Consider the following 17665-nt stretch of genomic DNA (forward strand, 5'->3'; position numbering starts at 1 on the left):
CGGTCCTGCACTTTGAAGACCCGGAACGCACGATGACCCATTGCTCCCCGGCTGAAGCCGATCTTTCGCGAAACGATATCCCGCGCATCGCCGTCATCGGCCAGCCCAATACCGGCAAGTCGATGCTCTACAACCGGATCACCGGCGCGAGCGCCCATGTCGGCAACTGGCCGGGCATCACGGTTTCGCTATCAAATGCGCGGGTGAAGATCGGCGGGCGGATGGTCGAGGTCGTCGACCTGCCCGGCATCTATGATCTCGAAGGCTTTTCCGAGGACGAGACCGTCGTTGCAGAGTTTCTGCAGACTTATCCCGTCGACCTCGTCATCATCGTCGTCAATGCCAGCCAGATCGACCGCCAGATCCTGATGCCGCTGCAGGTGAAACTGCTCGGCCTGCCCGCCGTGGTGATGCTGAACATGGCCGACGAGGCCCGCCGCAACGGGATCGCGATCGATACGCATTCACTGTCGGCGCGGCTCGGCCTGCCGGTGCATCTGATCAGCGCCAAATATGGCGAGGGCTATCCGGAGGCGCTGACCTCGGTCGCAGCCACGCTTGCGGACCATGAGGGCATGCCGGCAAGGCTTGCCGGTTACGATACGCTGCGCGCCACGCTGATGACGCCCGAAACGCTGGCCAAGACCATCGATGGCGCTGTCCATTACCCGGAAACGCCCCCGAAGACGATGACGGAGCGCCTCGACCGGGTGCTGCTCCATCCGCTTTTCGGCCTACCGCTGTTCTTCGTGGTGATGCTGGTCGTTTTCTATATCGTCTGGGCGCTCGGCCTGCCCTCGCAGGACGCGGCCGGCGTCGTCACCGACTGGGTCCAGGCGCATGTCCTCGCCCCGGCGCTCGATCTCGGTCCGGCATGGCTGAAGAACTTCGTCATCAACGGCATCTGGCTCGGCGTCGCCACCGTCGCCTCCTTCATCCCGCTGATCATGCTGTTCTTCTTCCTGATGGCGGCGGTGGAAGACAGCGGCTACCTCTCGCGCGCGGCCTATCTGATGGATACGTGGATGCGCCGCGTCGGCCTCGACGGCCGCTCTTTCGTGATGCAGATGATGGGTTTCGGCTGCAACGTGCCGGCGCTGATGGGCACCCGCGTGATGCGCTCGCAGCCGCTCCGGCTGTTGACTATGCTGATCATCCCCTTCTCGCTGTGCTCGGCGCGGCTGGCTGTTTTCGTATTCATCATCGCCGCCGTGTTTCCGCCGGCGCAGGGGCCGCTGGTGCTGTTTTCGTTCTATATCATCAGTTTCGTCGCCGCCTTCCTCGCCGCCGCGATCTTCTCGCGCTCGAAACAGTTCAAGAATACCGAGCCCTTCGTGCTGGAGCTCCCGCCCTACCGGGTGCCGACGCTCAGGCAGGTTTGGCTTCGGGGCTACGGCGAACTCCGCATCTTCCTGCACCGCGCCACGAACTTCATCATCGTCGGCACGATTGCGGTCTGGTTCCTGACCAATTTCCCGACGGATGCAACGGGACTTGATACCTGGGGCGGCAGGCTCGGCGAATTCCTGCAGCCGGTGATGGCGCCCATAGGAGTAAATCCCTACCTGACGCTGGCGCTGATCTTCGGCTTTATCGCCAAGGAAGTGGTGATCGGGTCGCTCTCGACCATCTACGCCATGTCCGCGGGCCTCGTCGCCCACCAGATCGGCCTCACCGTTTCGCCGGTGGCCGCCTATTCCTTCTGCCTGTTCTGCCTGCTCTACACGCCCTGCCTGACCACGGTCGCGACCGTGCGCGCGGAAAGCCGCTCGACGATGTTCATGGTGTTTTCGCTGGTCGTGTCGCTGGTTTACGCCTGGCTGGTGGCCTTCGTGTTCTACCAGGGGGCAATCCTGCTCGGCTTCGGTTGAGGCTCTTGCGATCTTCGCTCACCTTACCCCAACCTCGGGTCACCCTCGGGCTCGACCCGAGGGTCCAGGCAGCGTTTTCCGTGTCGCCTGGATGCTCGGGTCGAGCCCGAGCATGACCCATGAGAAAATGGCGGTATAATACGCATCCTACCCATAAGCGAATGACCCGACGCCTCGCTTTACAACGACCGCAAAACCCCTGCCACAAAACATTCTCTTTCGTTTTCGTCAAAATATGTGTAAGAGCGCCCCCATGAGTACCGGGCGCTCCTCCCCAGAACATTGACTGCGTCCCAGCCCCAGAGATCTAAAAATATGGCACTTCGCAACATCGCGATCATCGCGCACGTTGACCATGGCAAGACGACCCTTGTCGACGAGCTTCTGAAACAGTCCGGCGCATTCCGCGAAAACCAGCGCGTTGACGAGCGCGTGATGGACTCGAACGACCTCGAAAAAGAGCGCGGCATCACCATTCTCGCCAAGGCGACCTCGGTTGTCTGGAAGGATACCCGCATCAACATCGTCGACACCCCCGGCCACGCCGATTTCGGCGGCGAGGTCGAGCGCATCCTGTCGATGGTGGATGGCGCGATCGTTCTCGTCGACGCCGCCGAAGGCCCGATGCCGCAGACCAAATTCGTGGTTGGCAAGGCACTGAAGGTCGGTCTCCGCCCGATCGTCGCGATCAACAAGATCGACCGTCCGGACGCCCGCGCCGACGAAGTCGTCAACGAGGTCTTCGACCTGTTTGCCGCCCTCGACGCCACCGACGAGCAGCTCGACTTCCACATTCTCTACGGCTCCGGCCGCGCCGGCTGGATGAACACCTCGCCGGAAGGCCCGAAGGACCAGGGCCTCGGCCCGCTTCTCGATCTCGTTGTCGACCATGTTCCGGCGCCGAAGGTTGCCGAAGGCGCGTTCTCGATGATCGGCACGCTTCTGGAAGCCAACCCCTATCTCGGCCGCATCATCACCGGACGCATCAATTCCGGCACGATCAAGCCGAACCAGGCGGTCAAGGTGCTGAGCCAGGACGGCAAGACCGTCGAGACCGGCCGCGTCTCCAAGATCCTCGCCTTCCGCGGCATCGAGCGTCAGCCGATCGAGGAAGCCCAGGCGGGCGACATCGTTGCGATCGCCGGCCTTTCCAAGGGCACGGTTGCCGACACGTTCTGCGATCCGTCAGTCACCACGCCGCTCACCGCCCAGCCGATCGATCCGCCGACGGTGACGATGTCCTTCATCGTCAACGACTCGCCGCTCGCCGGCACCGAAGGCGACAAGGTCACGAGCCGCGTCATCCGCGACCGCCTGTTCAAGGAAGCCGAAGGCAATGTCGCGCTGAAGATCGAGGAAGCCGAGGGCAAGGACAGTTTCTACGTCTCCGGCCGTGGCGAACTCCAGCTCGCCGTACTGATCGAGACCATGCGCCGCGAAGGCTTCGAGATCGCCGTCTCGCGTCCGCGCGTGGTCATGCACAATGACGCCGAAACCGGCCAGTTGATGGAGCCGATCGAGGAAGTCGTCATCGACGTCGATGAGGAGCATTCCGGAGTCGTCGTGCAGAAGATGGCCGAGCGCAAGGGCGAAATGGTCGAGCTGCGCCCGTCCGGCGGCGATCGCGTGCGCCTGCGCTTCTTCGCGCCGACCCGTGGCCTGATCGGCTACCAGTCCGAACTTCTGACCGATACCCGCGGCACGGCGATCATGAACCGCCTGTTCCACGACTACCAGCCCTACAAGGGCGAGATCGGCGGCCGCAGCCAGGGCGTTCTGCTTTCCAACCAGGCTGGCGAGGCTGTCGCCTACGCGATGTTCAACCTGGAAGATCGCGGCCCGATGATCATCGAGCCGGGCGACAAGGTCTATGCCGGCATGATCGTCGGCATCCACACTCGCGACAACGACCTTGAGGTCAACGTGCTGAAGGGCAAGCAGCTCACCAATATCCGCTCCGCCGGCAAGGACGAAGCGGTGAAGCTAACGCCCCCGATCCGCATGACGCTCGACCGCGCGCTCTCCTGGATCCAGGACGACGAGTTGATGGAAGTCACCCCGAAGTCGATCCGCCTGCGCAAGATGTATCTCGACTCCAACGAGCGCAAGCGCTTCGAGAAGGCCCGCGCTGCGGGTTGAGCGACTGCAGAACCGAATGAACGAACCCGGCCCCGGCGGCCGGGTTTTTTGTGCCAAACGCAAAAGCTCCGCTGATCGGAAACCAGCGGAGCTTTTTACGGTGAAGGAACCTTAGGCGGCGCGGCGGAAGGGTTTGACCCGTGCGGACGGGAGTTTCCGGCCCGAGGCCACGAGAACGCCGGCGGCGCCTTCGAGGTGGCCGTTCTTCAATTCGAGGCCGAGGAAACGGCGGCGTTCGAACGGGCCGGGCATGACCAAGAGTTCGGCCTTGTCGGCACAAAAGCCGAAGCGGGCGTAGTATTCCGGATCACCGACGAGCAGGATCGCGCCGTGGCCGCGGGCCGCGGCTTCGGCGATCGCGGCGCGCATCAGCGTACCGCCGACGCCCTTGCCGGAAAGGCCGGGCTCGACGGCGAGCGGGCCGAGGAGAAGTGCTGGCACGCCGCGCCCATCGGCGGCAATGCCGGCATCCACGTGCCAGAGGCGCACCGTGCCGATCAACATGCCGGCGGCATCGCGGGCAACGAGAGCGAGGCCATCGGCCGGCAGCCGGTTGCGGCGGATCTTCTCCGACGATTTCTTCTTGCGCATCGGGCCCATGGCGCGATCGAGCAGCGCTTCGCGCGCGGGCACGTCGAAAGAGGCCTCTTCGGCAATAACGAAAGACTGAACAGCGATTTCAGCAAGAACCGGGGCCATCGGATTATCCCCCAAAATTACAGTGCAACAGGATGGCCGGGGCGTGGCCCCGGTCGGCTATCCCGGTGCGGCTCTCCTCAAGCCGCACCGATGTGCAAGGGAAATCCTCAGATGACGTAGGATTTCAGCGGCTCGAAGCCGTTGAACGCCACCGACGCATAGGTCGTGGTGTAGGCGCCGGTGCCTTCGATCAGAACCTCGTCGCCGATCGTCAGCGAGATCGGCAGCGGATACATGTTCTTCTCGTACATCACATCGGCGCTGTCGCAGGTCGGGCCGGCGAGAACGCAGGGCTCCATCTCGTCGCCGTCACGCTCGGTGCGGATCGGATAACGGATCGCCTCGTCCATGGTTTCGGCGAGACCGCCGAACTTGCCGATGTCGAGGAATACCCAGCGATGCTTGTCATCGTCGGACTTCTTCGAGATCAGAACCACTTCCGACTTGATGACGCCGGCATTGCCGACCATGCCGCGGCCGGGCTCGATGATCGTGCGCGGGAGCTGGTTGCCGAAGTGGCGGGACAGCGCCGCGAAGATCGCCTGGCCGTAGGCTTCCGCCGTCGGCACGTCGCGCAGATACTTGGTCGGGAAGCCGCCGCCCATGTTGACCATCTGCAGGTAGATGCCCTGCTTGGCAAGCTGCGCGAACACCCGCTTGGCATCGGAAAGCGCTGCGTCCCAGGCTTCAACCTTGGTCATCTGCGAGCCGACGTGGAAGGATACGCCGTAGCTTTCCAGACCAAGCTGATGGGCATAGACCAGCGCGTCGACGGCCATGGCCGGAACGCAGCCGAACTTGCGCGACAGCGGCCATTCAGCACCTTCGCCATCGGTCAGAACGCGGCAGAACACGCGCGCGCCGGGGGCTGCACGGGAAATCTTCTCGACTTCCTCATGGCAATCGACAGCGAACAGGTTGACGCCGAGCGCATAGGCGCGGGCGATGTCGCGTTCCTTCTTGATGGTGTTGCCGAACGAGATGCGGTCAGCGGTGGCACCGGCTTCCAGCGCCATTTCGATTTCGGCGACGGACGCGCAATCGAAGTTGGAGCCGAGGCCTGCGAGCAGCTCGAGGATCTGCGGCGCGGGGTTGGCCTTGACCGCGTAGAAGATGTCGCTGTTGGGCAGCGCGCGGCGGAAGGCGGTGTAGTTGTCGCGCACGACTTCGCGGTCCACAACGAGGCAGGGGCCATCGGGGCGGCGGGTGCGGAAGAATTCGGCGATACGCTCGGTGGTCATTGTTCTAACCCCTTCTGAAGCATTCTGATCCGGTATTTTCCCGGATGACAAAGGGCGCATCGCTCCGCGCACGAACCCGGCCGGTGGAGACCCCGGGGAACGGTTGCGGCGAACGCTCAAGTTTGAATCAGCCCTGCAAGCAAGGATGATCCGGCTTTGTCTGCCTTGGATTGGGGGATTGACCCGCCGCACTTCCGGCAATGAAGGTATGTGCCTCTTTAGTACCCCGGGGATGGAAATCCGGGAGACACCAGAAAGGCCCGCACCGTCGTTGCTTCAAGATGTCCTCGCTTGACCGGTTGGCCGGGAAGCGACTGGAGGGGTTAGTTCCAGGTACCTTACCGTGACCCTCACCATTCGAGAGTTCGGCGGACACCCACAGGCACGCGCGACTTTGGGCAAGCGGAGAGATATTAAAACCGGACTTGAAAATCAAGTGGGGCACCCCCAAAATCTTCCCCTGTATCCCGTTGAAGATGCTATCTGATTGACAAAACTTCAGTAATTTTTTCGCAAGCGCTTTCAAGGAGCGGCAATGGACACTTTGACGAGAATGCGGGCTTTCATCGATGTGGTCGAAGCGGAAGGCTTTTCCGCCGCCGCCCGCAAGACCGGCCGCTCCAAGGCGCTGCTTTCGAAATATGTGCGCGAGCTGGAGGACGATCTCGGCGTGCTGCTGCTGAACCGCACGACGCGCCAGTTCTCGCTGACGGAGGCGGGACAACTTTACCATCGCCGCGTTATCGACATCGTCCAGGACGTCGACAATCTCTCCGATACGGTGCGCGCCAACAATTCCGACCTGCGCGGCAAGCTCAAGGTTTCGGTGCCCCGCACCTTCATCGATGCCCCGGTCGGCCGGTCGCTGCTTGATTTCACCGCAACCCATCCGGACCTCTCGCTCGAAATCGTCGCCGAGGACCGGTTCGTCGATCTTGTGGAGGAAGGCTATGATGTCGCGATCCGGATCACCAGCCTCGAGGATTCAGCGCTGATCGCGCGCAAGCTTGCCGATTTCAAGTCGCATATCTGCGTGTCGCCGACATGGCTGGCGGCGCTCGACCGCCCGCTGGAAAAGCCCGCAGATCTGGCCCATGTGCCGTTCCTGGTCGATACCAATCCGAAATCCCACGGCTCGCTCAGGTTCAAGAACCCGGAAGATGGCACCGTCTATACCGTGCCGATCCACGGCCCGGTTTCGGTCAACTCGCCGATCGCGACCATGCGCGGCGCGATTGCCGGGCTGGGGGTGGCGCTGGTGCCGGATTTCATTGCGCGTGAAGCGGTCGCGTCCGGAGAACTCGTCACCCTTTTCGATGACCATCTGCCGACCAGCGCGGCGATCTATGCCATCTACCCGCACCGCCGCTATCTGCCGCAGAAGGTGCGCACCTTCGTCGATTTCCTGACGCGATGGTTCCCGAACAACTGCACCGAGGCCGGACCGAAGGTCCAATAGAGGCGCGGCCTTACATCAGTTCATAGGGCAGGAAATGCCGCTGGTTCTGGTCGACCTCGATCTTGCGTTTCAGCGGCGGCACGGCGCGGCTCGGGCATTTTGTGCGCTCGCAGATCCGGCAGGAAATGCCGATCGGGCTGAAGGCGGCGCGATTGTCGGCGTCGAGATCGTCGGCATAGACGAAGGCGCCCGCATAGGAAACCTCGCAGCCGAGCGCGATCGCATAGGTGGGCTTGGGCGCAAAAAAGCCGCCGCCGCCCTTGGTGATCTGGGTCGCCAGACAGAGATAGCGCGCGCCATCCGGCGTTTCGGCGAGCTGGCGGATGATCCGGTCGGGCTGCTCAAAGGCCTGGTGCACGTTCCAGAGCGGACAGGCCGCGCCGAAGCGGGCGAATTGCAGCTTGGCGGCGCTGTGGCGCTTGGTGATGTTGCCGGCGCGGTCGACCCTCGCGAAAAAGATCGGCACGCCCTTCTGGCCCGGGCGCTGCAACGTGGAAAGCCGGTGACAGACCTGCTCCAGCGAGGAGCCGAAGCGGGCGGCAAGCAGTTCGATATCGTGGCGCAGCTCATGGGCGGCGGTCAGGAACTTGCGATAGGGCATGATCAGGGCGCCGGCGAAATAGTTCTTTAGCCCGGCGCGGCAGATATCGACGGCCTCAGGCGAGCGGAACCCCGCCTCCGCCGCGATCCTGTCGATAAGATCTGCAGCATGCAACTGCCCGATCTGCAACGCCATCTGGAAATTGCGGGTCGATTGCGGCACCGAGGCGTTGACCGCCAGCGTACGCTGCTTGGGATCATATTGCCGGATCAGCGCGCTTTCCGGCCCGATCCGAAGCACCCGGACGCCATGCGCCTTCTCCAGATGGGCTGCGAGAAGCGCTGCGTCATCCGCCTCGCCGATGCCGATCTCCGCCGCCAGCTTTTCGGCGGCGATGTCGAGATCGTGCAGGTAGTTGTCGACGAAGTGGAAGAAGTCACGCACCTCCTCGTAAGGCGTCGCCTCCAGCGGGCTCGCGCGCGAAATCGTATCGTCGAAACCCGCAAGCTGCTCGTTCATCCGGCGATAGGCCTGATGGGCGGCGACCAGCGCGTGGGCAAAGCCGGGCGCGTTCTGGACCACAAGCTTCAGCTCCTGCAGGCCGGGCGTATAGTTCTCGAACACCGGATCCGTCAGCGCCTCGGTGAGCGCCGAAAGCAGCCGGTCGCCCTCCCCCGAGGAAAGCTCGCTGAGATCAAGCTGAAATTTCTCCGCCAGCGCCAGCAGCACGGCGGCCGAAACCGGACGCTGGTTGTTCTCGATCTGGTTGAGGTAGCTGGTCGAAATGCCGAGCCGTTCGGCGCACTGGCTCTGGGTCATGTTGCCCTGAAGCCTGAGTTCACGCACCTTGCGTCCGATGAAGAGTTTTCCGGTGGCCATGTTCGCAAATTCGCAATTTCGGATTTGCCATTTTATAATTTAACAAACGCGCGCGTTCAATCATATTCTGGCACGCGGCTTTGGGTTATGGCCACGGTCGAGTGACATGGGGAGAGACATGCGAACAGTTCTGGAGCAATTGGAAAGCCGCCGCGAGGAGGCTCGTCTCGGCGGCGGTCAGCGCCGCATCGACGCCCAGCACGCCAAGGGCAAGCTGACGGCGCGCGAGCGCATCGAGGTGCTGTTCGACGAAGGCTCGTTCGAAGAATACGACATGTATGTCACTCATCGCTGCGTCGATTTCGGCATGGCGGGGCAAAAAGTGCCGGGCGATGGCGTGGTCACCGGCTGGGGGACGATCAACGGCCGGCAGGTCTATGTGTTCTCGCAGGATTTCACCGTGCTCGGCGGCTCGCTGTCTGAAACCCATGCCCAGAAGATCTGCAAGATCATGGATATGGCGGTGAAGAACAGCGCGCCGGTGATCGGCCTCAACGATTCGGGCGGCGCGCGCATTCAGGAAGGCGTCGCCTCGCTTGCGGGCTATGCCGAAGTCTTCCGCCGCAATGTCGAGGCCTCCGGCGTGATCCCGCAGATTTCGGTGATCATGGGCCCCTGCGCCGGCGGGGCGGTCTATTCCCCGGCGATGACCGATTTCATCTTCATGGTGCGCGACAGTTCCTTCATGTTCGTCACCGGCCCGGATGTGGTCAAGACCGTCACCAATGAGGTGATCACGGCGGAAGAGCTCGGCGGCGCCGACACCCATACGAAAAAATCATCTGTCGCCGACGGCGCTTATGAAAACGACATCGAAACGCTGGAGCAGGTCCGGCTGTTGTTCGATTTCCTGCCGCTCAACAACCGCGAGAAGCCGCCGGTGCGCCCGTTCCATGACGATCCAGGCCGGATCGAACAGCGCCTCGACACGCTGATCCCCGACAGCTCCAACAAGCCCTACGACATGAAGGAGCTGATCCTGGCACTTGCCGACGAGGGCGATTTCTTCGAGCTTCAGGAGGCGTTCGCCAGAAACATCATCACCGGCTTCATGCGGATCGAGGGCCAGACCGTGGGCGTCGTCGCCAACCAGCCGATGGTGCTGGCCGGCTGCCTCGATATCGACTCATCACGCAAGGCCGCCCGTTTCGTGCGCTTCTGCGATGCCTTCAATATTCCGCTTCTGACGCTGGTCGACGTGCCGGGCTTCCTGCCGGGCACCGGCCAGGAATATGGCGGCGTCATCAAGCACGGCGCGAAACTGCTGTTCGCCTATGCCCAGGCGACCGTTCCGATGGTGACGCTGATCACCCGCAAGGCCTATGGCGGGGCCTATGACGTGATGGCCTCGAAGCATATCGGCGCGGATATCAATTATGCATGGCCGACGGCCGAAATCGCGGTGATGGGCGCGAAGGGCGCGACAGAAATCCTCCACCGCGCCGATCTCGGCGACCCGGAAAAGATCGCCGCGAAGGTCGCCGAATACGAGGAACGCTTCGCCAACCCCTTCGTCGCCGCCGAACGCGGCTTCATCGACGAGGTGATCATGCCGCATTCCTCGCGCCGCCGCATCGCCCGCGCCTTCGCCTCGCTGCGCAACAAGCGGGCGGAGACGCACTGGAAGAAGCACGACACGATACCGCTTTGAGGCCCGCAGACATGATCAAGAAAATCCTTATTGCCAATCGCGGCGAAATCGCTTGCCGGGTCATCAAGACCGCGAAGAAAATGGGCATTGCAACGGTCGCGGTCTATTCCGATGCCGACCGCGACGCGCTGCATGTGAAGATGGCCGACGAGGCCGTGCATATCGGCGCGGCGCCGTCTGCGCAGTCCTATATCGTGATCGACAAGATTCTCGACGCGATCCGCAAGACGGGCGCGGACGCGGTGCATCCGGGCTATGGCTTCCTGTCCGAAAACCCGGTTTTTGCCGCAGCCCTCGAGAAGGAAGGCATCGCCTTCATCGGTCCGCCGGTCGGCGCGATCGAGGCGATGGGCGACAAGATTACCTCGAAGAAGCTTGCGGCGGAGGCCGGCGTTTCCACCGTGCCCGGCCATATGGGGCTGATCGCCGATGCCGACGAGGCGGTGAGGATTTCCGACGAGATCGGCTATCCTGTGATGATCAAGGCCTCGGCCGGCGGCGGCGGCAAGGGCATGCGCATTGCCTGGAACGCCGAGGAGGCGCGCGAGGGCTTCCAGTCCTCCAAGAATGAAGCCAAGAACGCCTTTGGCGACGACCGCATCTTCATCGAGAAATTCGTCACCGAGCCGCGCCATATCGAAATCCAGGTGCTGGGCGACAAGCATGGCAACTGTCTCTATCTCGGCGAGCGCGAATGCTCGATCCAACGGCGCAACCAGAAGGTCATCGAGGAAGCGCCCTCGCCTTTTCTCGATGAAGCGACCCGCAAGGCGATGGGCGAACAGGCCGTGGCGCTGGCCAAGGCCGTCGGCTACCACTCCGCCGGCACGGTGGAATTCATCGTCGATGGCAAGGAAAACAAATTCTACTTCCTGGAGATGAACACCCGCCTGCAGGTGGAGCACCCGGTGACCGAGCTTGTGACCGGTCTCGATCTGGTCGAGCAGATGATCCGGGTGGCATCCGGCGAGGCGCTGACGATCGGTCAGGACGACGTCAAGCTCACCGGCTGGGCGATCGAAAGCCGACTTTACGCCGAAGACCCCTACCGCAATTTCCTGCCCTCGATCGGCAGGCTGACGCGCTACCGGCCGCCGGAGGAAGGCGCGTATCCGGATGGCTCGGTGGTGCGCAATGATACCGGCGTCACCGAGGGCGGCGAGATTTCGATGTATTACGATCCGATGATCGCCAAGCTCTGCACCCACGCCCCCGACCGCGCCAGCGCGATCGACGCGATGAGCGACGCGCTCGACAATTTCGAGGTCGAGGGCATCGGCCACAACCTGCCCTTCCTCTCGGCGGTGATGCGTCAGGAGCGGTTCCGCGCCGGACGGCTGACGACCGCCTATATCGCCGAGGAATTTCCCGAGGGCTTTACCGGCGTCGAACCGGATGATCATGCCGCCCGCAAGCTGGCGGCGATCGCCGCGCTGATCAATTACCGGGTGCAGGACCGGGCAGCGCATATTTCCGGCACGATCGACAATCACCGCCGGTCTGTCGGCGCCGACTGGGTGGTGACGCTTGCCGGCCACGCCTTCACGCTGACAATCGCGACAGGCGACAAGGCGACGATCACCTTCGCCGATGGCAAGACCTCAAGCGTTGCCAGCGACTGGAAGCCGGGCATAAGCCACGCCGCCTTCGAGGTCGATGGCGTTTCGCTCGGCATCAAGGTGGATCTCAAGGGTCCGGCGATCCGGCTGCGCTGGCGCGGCATGGATGTCACGGCAAGGGTGCGCTCGCCGCATGTGGCGGCGCTGGCGAAACTGATGCCGCACAAAATGCCGCCGGACACCTCGAAAATGCTGCTCTGCCCGATGCCGGGCGTGATTACCGCGCTCTCGGTTGCCGCCGGCGATACTGTGGAGGCCGGTCAGGCGCTTGCCACCGTCGAGGCGATGAAGATGGAAAACATCCTGCGCGCCGAAAAGCGCGGCGTGGTGAAGACGATCGCCGTCGAAACCGGCGCAAGCCTTGCCGTCGATGAAATGATCATGGAATTCGAGTGATGACCGGCGGGAGGATATGACCATGGCGAACGACAAGACCATAGCGGACTGGAAGGCGCTTGCCGAAAAGGAGGCGAAGAAGCCGGTCGAAGAGCTGACCTGGAACACGCCGGAGGGCATTGCCGTCAAGCCGCTCTACACGGCGCAGGACCTAGAGGGCGTTGACCATATCGGCAGCCTGCCGGGCTTTGCCCCCTTCGTGCGCGGGCCGCGCGCGACCATGTATGCGGGACGGCCCTGGACCATCCGGCAATATGCCGGGTTTTCCACGGCGGAAGAGAGCAACGCCTTCTACCGCCGCAACCTCGCTGCCGGCCAGCAGGGCGTTTCCGTCGCCTTCGATCTCGCCACCCATCGCGGCTATGACAGCGACCATCCGCGCGTGGAAGGCGATGTCGGCAAGGCGGGGGTCGCGATCGACTCGGTCGAGGACATGAAGATCCTGTTCGACGGCATTCCGCTCGAGACGATCTCGGTGTCGATGACCATGAACGGCGCGGTGATCCCGATCCTTGCAAGCTTCATCGTCGCCGGCGAGGAACAGGGCGTGCCCCGCGAAAAACTCAGCGGCACCATCCAGAACGATATCCTGAAGGAGTTCATGGTCCGCAACACCTATATCTATCCGCCCGAACCCTCGATGCGGATCATTGCCGACATCATCGAATATACCGCGCAGGAAATGCCGAAGTTCAATTCGATCTCGATTTCCGGCTACCACATCCAGGAGGCGGGCGCGACGCTGGTGCAGGAACTGGCTTTCACGCTTGCCGACGGGCGCGAATATGTCCGCGCGGCCATTGCCAAGGGCCTCGATGTCGATGCCTTCGCGGGAAGGCTATCCTTCTTCTTCGCGATCGGCATGAACTTCTTCATGGAGGCCGCCAAGCTCCGCGCCGCGCGCCTTTTGTGGACGCGGATCATGGAGGAGTTCGCGCCGAAGAAGGCATCCTCGCTGATGCTCAGGACCCACTGCCAGACCTCCGGCGTATCGCTGCAGGAGCAGGACCCTTACAACAACGTCATCCGCACGGCTTACGAGGCAATGTCGGCGGCGCTCGGCGGCACCCAGTCGCTGCACACCAATGCGTTGGATGAGGCGATGGCGCTGCCGACCGAATTTTCCGCCCGCATCGCCCGCAACACCCAGCTGATCCTGCAGAACGAGACCGGGATTACCAAAGTGGTCGATCCGCTGGCCGGCTCCTATTACGTCGAGAGCCTGACCAACGACCTTGCCGACAAGGCCTGGGCGCTGATGGAAAAGATCGAGGCGGAAGGCGGCATGACCGCCGCCGTCGATGCCGGCCTGCCGAAGAAGATGATCGAGGAGGCCGCCACCCGCCGCCAGGCCGCCGTCGACCGGGGCGAGGAGGTGATCGTCGGCGTCAACAGGTTCCGGCTTGAAAACGAGGAGCCGATCGAAACGCTCGATATCGACAATTCGGCCGTCAAGGCTTCCCAGATCCGCCGGATCGAACAGACCCGCCGCCAACGCGATCCGAAAGCCTGCGACCGGGCGCTTGCCCGCCTTGCCGAGGTGGCGAAAACCGGCGAGGGCAACCTGCTGGAGGCGGCCGTCGAGGCAGCCCGTGCCCGCGCCACCGTCGGCGAGATTTCCGATGCGATGCGCGAGGCTTTCGGCAGCTATGCCGCAACCCCCAAAGTGGTGCGCAACATCTATGGCGCGGCCTATAAGGACGACCCCGAATATGCCGTGATCACCGACCGGTTGAAGGCCTATGCGGAAACGAAAGGCCGCGCGCCGCGCGTGCTGATCGCCAAGCTCGGCCAAGACGGCCATGACCGCGGCGCCAAGGTGATCGCCTCCGGCTATGGCGATATCGGCTTCGATGTCGTCGCCGGCCCGCTGTTCCAGACGCCGGAGGAAGCCGCCGATCTCGCACTGAGCGAGAAGGTGGATATCGTCGGCATGTCATCGCTCGCCGCCGGCCATAGGACGCTGGCCCCGCAGCTTGTCAACGCGCTGAAGAAGCGCGGCGCGGACGAGGTGATCGTCGTCGTCGGCGGGGTCATACCGCGCAAGGATTATGATTTCCTGCTCGAAAACGGCGTGGCCGCCGTCTACGGCCCCGGCACCAATGTGCTGGATTCCGCCAATTCGCTGCTCGACCTGCTCGAAGGCAAGAGGCGCAACCGATGATCACCCGCCTCAACCACGTCGCCATCGCCGTGCCCGACCTTGCCGAGGCCGCCGCAAGCTATGAAGCGCTCGGCGCAAAGGTTTCCGAACCGCAGGACCTGCCGGAGCATGGCGTCACGGTGGTGTTCATCACCCTCGACAACACCAAGATCGAGCTGCTGCATCCGTTGGGCGAAGGCTCGCCGATCGCCGGCTTTCTCGACAAGAACCCGAGCGGCGGCATCCATCACCTATGTTTCGAGGTGGAAGACATCACGCAAGCCTCGGCAAGGCTCGGCGAACGCGGCATCCGCGTGCTCGGCGACGGTAAGCCGAAGACCGGCGCGCACGGCAAACCGGTCCTCTTCGCGCACCCAAAGGATTTCCAGGGCGCGCTGATCGAATTCGAACAGGAGTAAATTCCTCGGCTACCGGATCACCACGCAGGCCTCGCCGCAAAGCCCCCAAGTCTTCTCGCCCCGGAGGGGAGAGATGTCGCGAAAGCGACAGTGAGGGGGGAGCCTGTCACCGCGAACGCCTTCACGGTTTGAAATGCCGCGCCACCCTCACTGCCCCTTTCGGGGCATCTCTCCCGCCAGCGGGAGAGAATATCGGGAGCAGGCGGCACGGTCAGAGCGCGACTTGCGCTCACGCCTCGTCTTCAAGCCCCGCCATCGCCTCCAGCGTGCGGATCAACGCAGAATTGTCGAGTTCACCGTCGCCGCGGGCGATTGCGGCGTTCATCAACTGCTCGGTGGACGCAGCGTTGGGCAGCGCAAGGCCGATCTCGCGGGCGGCGTTGACGACGAGCGACATGTCCTTCCTCTGCAGCCGCATGCTGAAACCGGGATCGAAGGTGCGGTTGAGCATCCGCTCACCGTGAATTTTGAGGATCGGCGAGCCGGCGAAGCCGCCCATCAGGGCCTCGCGCACCTTGGCGGGATCCGCGCCGGCCTTTTTCGCAAACAGTAGCGCTTCGGACACGGCCTCGACCGTCAGCCCAACCACGATCTGGTTGGCGAGCTTGGCGGTCTGGCCGTCGCCGACCGGGCCGATATGGGTGATGGTCTTGCCCATTGCCTCGAACAACGGCTTGCCGCGGGAAAAGTCCTCGTCCGCGCCGCCGACCATGATCGTCAGCGTGGCGTTCTTCGCGCCGATATCGCCGCCGGAGACTGGCGCATCGAGATAGGCGCAGCCGATCGCGGCCAGTTTCTCGGCGAAGTCCCGCGTGGCCACCGGCGAGATCGTGCTCATGTCGATCACCATCTTGCCCTTGGACAGGCCGTGGACCGCGCCGTTCTCGCCGAACAGCACCTCTTCCACATCCGGCGTATCGGAGACGATGGTAATGACGATCTCGGCGGCCTCGGCCACCGCCTTCGGCGTTTCGCAGGCGGTCGCGCCTCTTTCGACGAGGAATTGCGAGACCGGCTTTACCCGGTTGATGAAGAGTTCGTGGCCGGCTTCGATCAGGTTGGCCGCCATCGGGCGTCCCATCAGGCCGAGGCCGATAAATCCGATTTTCATGAAACTGTTCCTTCGCGATAGTAGAAGACCTTGTCACGGGTTCTGCGAACCTATAGCACGCGTTAGCATCTCCGCACGGGATGGGGACCAAATTTTCAGGCGTTGGCCGCCGGGCCGATCCGCGCGCCACGAAAACAAAAGCCGTTTCAGGGACGAAACGCGACTATAATTTTCCAAAGAAGCAGCCTTCGGGCGAAGGGTTTTCTTGGCGCAAATTCGCCACTTTTCATAATCTCCGCCTCACGATCCTTCCATTCAGCAGATTGGTTCATTTCATGAAGAAGACACTCCTCGCCGCTCTCGGCGCCGCCCTGCTCTTCACCACGCCGGCCAAGGCCGACCAGGTGGAAATCCTCAACGTCTCCTACGACATCGCGCGCGAACTCTACGCCACGATCAACCCGGCCTTCGCCGAATACTGGAAGGCTGAAACCGGCGACGATGTCGAGATCAAGCAGTCGCATGCCGGCTCCTCCAAGCAGGCCCGCGCCATCCTGCAGGGCCTGAAGGCCGACCTCGTCACCTTCAATCAGGTGCTCGACGTGCAGATCCTCGCCGATAACGGCTTCGTCGCGGCCGACTGGCAGCAGGCGCTGCCGAACAACGCCTCGCCCTACTACTCGCTGCCGGCCTTCCTGGTGCGCAAGGGCAATCCGAAGGGTATCGAGGACTGGGACGATCTCGCCGCCGAAGGCGTGGAGCTGGTATTCCCCAACCCGAAAACCTCCGGCAATGGCCGCTACACCTATCTCGCAGCCTATGGCTATGCCCTCGATCAGTTCGGCGGCGATGACGAGAAGGCGCGCGAGTTCGTCGGCGATTTCCTCGGCAATGTCGCCGTGTTCGACACCGGCGGCCGCGGCGCCACCACCACCTTCATCGAACGCGGCATCGGCGATGTGCTGATCACCTTCGAGGCGGAAGTGGAAAACATCCGCGCCCAGTATGGCGAAGACGAATATGAGCGCGTCGTACCCTCCATGTCGCTGCTCGCCGAATTCCCGGTCGCCGTCGTCGACAAGGTCGCCCAGGAACGCGGCACGGAGGAGGTTTCCAAGGCCTATCTCGAATTCCTCTACACCAAGCAGGGCCAGGAAATCGTCGCCTCCTTCAACAACCGCGTCCATAACGAGGAAGTGAAGGCCGAATATGCCGACAAGTTCCCCGAGGTGAAGCTGATCACCGTGGAAGACGTGTTCGGCGGCTGGGAAGCGGCCAACGAGACCCACTTCGCCGATGGCGGCGTGCTGGACCAGATCCAGTCGGGGCGGTAACCGCAGCCTGTCAAGGAGCGCCGCATTGCCTGATCGAAAGGCGGTGCGGCTTTTTCCGTGCCTCCGATTTGCACCTCGTTTCCCACCCTCTCCGCGTCACCCTCGGGCTTGACCCGAGGGTCCAGGCGACGTTCTCCGTGTGGCCTGGATGCTCGGGTCAAGCCCGAGCATTGTTTGTTGGATCTGCGCTATTGTTGTGATGCAGCTGCGGGCCGCTGGATTG

The 17665-nt window shown here is 62.9% G+C and carries 12 protein-coding genes; 8 read left to right on the forward strand and 4 right to left on the reverse strand.

Annotated features, from left to right (window positions below):
* Positions 1–32: 32 nt before the first annotated feature.
* Both feoB and typA read left to right on the forward strand, forming a co-directional pair.
* Complete coding sequence (gene feoB, locus V6766_RS17310; RefSeq protein WP_448468573.1) at positions 33–1871, forward strand: ferrous iron transport protein B; 1839 nt, start codon at positions 33–35, stop codon at positions 1869–1871.
* Between the two features lie 315 nt (positions 1872–2186).
* Positions 2187–4010, forward strand: a complete 1824-nt coding sequence (gene typA / locus V6766_RS17315; protein WP_448468575.1) for a translational GTPase TypA — start codon at positions 2187–2189, stop codon at positions 4008–4010.
* Between the two features lie 111 nt (positions 4011–4121).
* On the opposite strand, the gene V6766_RS17320 is transcribed toward typA, so the two are convergent.
* Both V6766_RS17320 and odc2 read right to left on the reverse strand, forming a co-directional pair.
* Positions 4122–4709 (reverse strand): GNAT family N-acetyltransferase, encoded by a 588-nt coding sequence (locus tag V6766_RS17320; RefSeq protein WP_448468577.1) that lies wholly within the window; start codon positions 4707–4709, stop codon positions 4122–4124.
* A gap of 107 nt (positions 4710–4816) precedes the next feature.
* Positions 4817–5950, reverse strand: a complete 1134-nt coding sequence (odc2, locus tag V6766_RS17325; protein ID WP_448468579.1) for an ornithine/lysine decarboxylase — start codon at positions 5948–5950, stop codon at positions 4817–4819.
* 535 nt (positions 5951–6485) lie between these two features.
* Here odc2 and V6766_RS17330 point away from each other — a divergent pair.
* Positions 6486–7409, forward strand: coding sequence for a LysR family transcriptional regulator (locus V6766_RS17330; RefSeq protein WP_448468581.1), 924 nt, complete (start codon positions 6486–6488; stop codon positions 7407–7409).
* Positions 7410–7419: 10 nt separating this feature from the next.
* Here V6766_RS17330 and V6766_RS17335 read toward each other — a convergent pair whose 3' ends face one another.
* Positions 7420–8829, reverse strand: a complete 1410-nt coding sequence (locus tag V6766_RS17335) for a helix-turn-helix domain-containing protein (protein WP_448468583.1) — start codon at positions 8827–8829, stop codon at positions 7420–7422.
* Between the two features lie 118 nt (positions 8830–8947).
* On the opposite strand from V6766_RS17335, the gene V6766_RS17340 reads away from it, so the two are divergent.
* Genes V6766_RS17340 through mce form a run of 4 tightly spaced genes read left to right on the forward strand, consistent with a single transcriptional unit; the run spans position 8948 to position 15057 of the window.
* Complete coding sequence (locus V6766_RS17340) at positions 8948–10480, forward strand: acyl-CoA carboxylase subunit beta (protein WP_448468585.1); 1533 nt, start codon at positions 8948–8950, stop codon at positions 10478–10480.
* A gap of 11 nt (positions 10481–10491) precedes the next feature.
* Positions 10492–12495 carry an acetyl-CoA carboxylase biotin carboxylase subunit gene (locus tag V6766_RS17345; RefSeq protein WP_448468587.1) on the forward strand — a complete coding sequence of 668 codons (2004 nt, stop codon included), beginning with the start codon at positions 10492–10494 and terminating at the stop codon, positions 12493–12495.
* A 22-nt stretch (positions 12496–12517) separates the two neighbouring features.
* Positions 12518–14659 (forward strand): methylmalonyl-CoA mutase, encoded by a 2142-nt coding sequence (gene scpA, locus V6766_RS17350; RefSeq protein WP_448468589.1) that lies wholly within the window; start codon positions 12518–12520, stop codon positions 14657–14659.
* Positions 14656–15057, forward strand: coding sequence for a methylmalonyl-CoA epimerase (gene mce / locus V6766_RS17355; protein WP_448468591.1), 402 nt, complete (start codon positions 14656–14658; stop codon positions 15055–15057). Before scpA ends, mce begins: the two co-directional genes overlap by 4 nt.
* A gap of 229 nt (positions 15058–15286) precedes the next feature.
* On the opposite strand, the gene V6766_RS17360 is transcribed toward mce, so the two are convergent.
* The gene (locus tag V6766_RS17360; RefSeq protein WP_448468593.1) at positions 15287–16168 is read right to left on the reverse strand and encodes a 2-hydroxy-3-oxopropionate reductase; all 882 of its coding nucleotides are present in this window, start codon (positions 16166–16168) and stop codon (positions 15287–15289) included.
* A 275-nt stretch (positions 16169–16443) separates the two neighbouring features.
* On the opposite strand from V6766_RS17360, the gene cysP reads away from it, so the two are divergent.
* Positions 16444–17442 (forward strand): thiosulfate ABC transporter substrate-binding protein CysP, encoded by a 999-nt coding sequence (gene cysP, locus V6766_RS17365; RefSeq protein ID WP_448468595.1) that lies wholly within the window; start codon positions 16444–16446, stop codon positions 17440–17442.
* The last annotated feature ends 223 nt before the right edge of the window (positions 17443–17665 follow it).

This window comes from Martelella sp. AMO21009, from assembly GCF_053484295.1.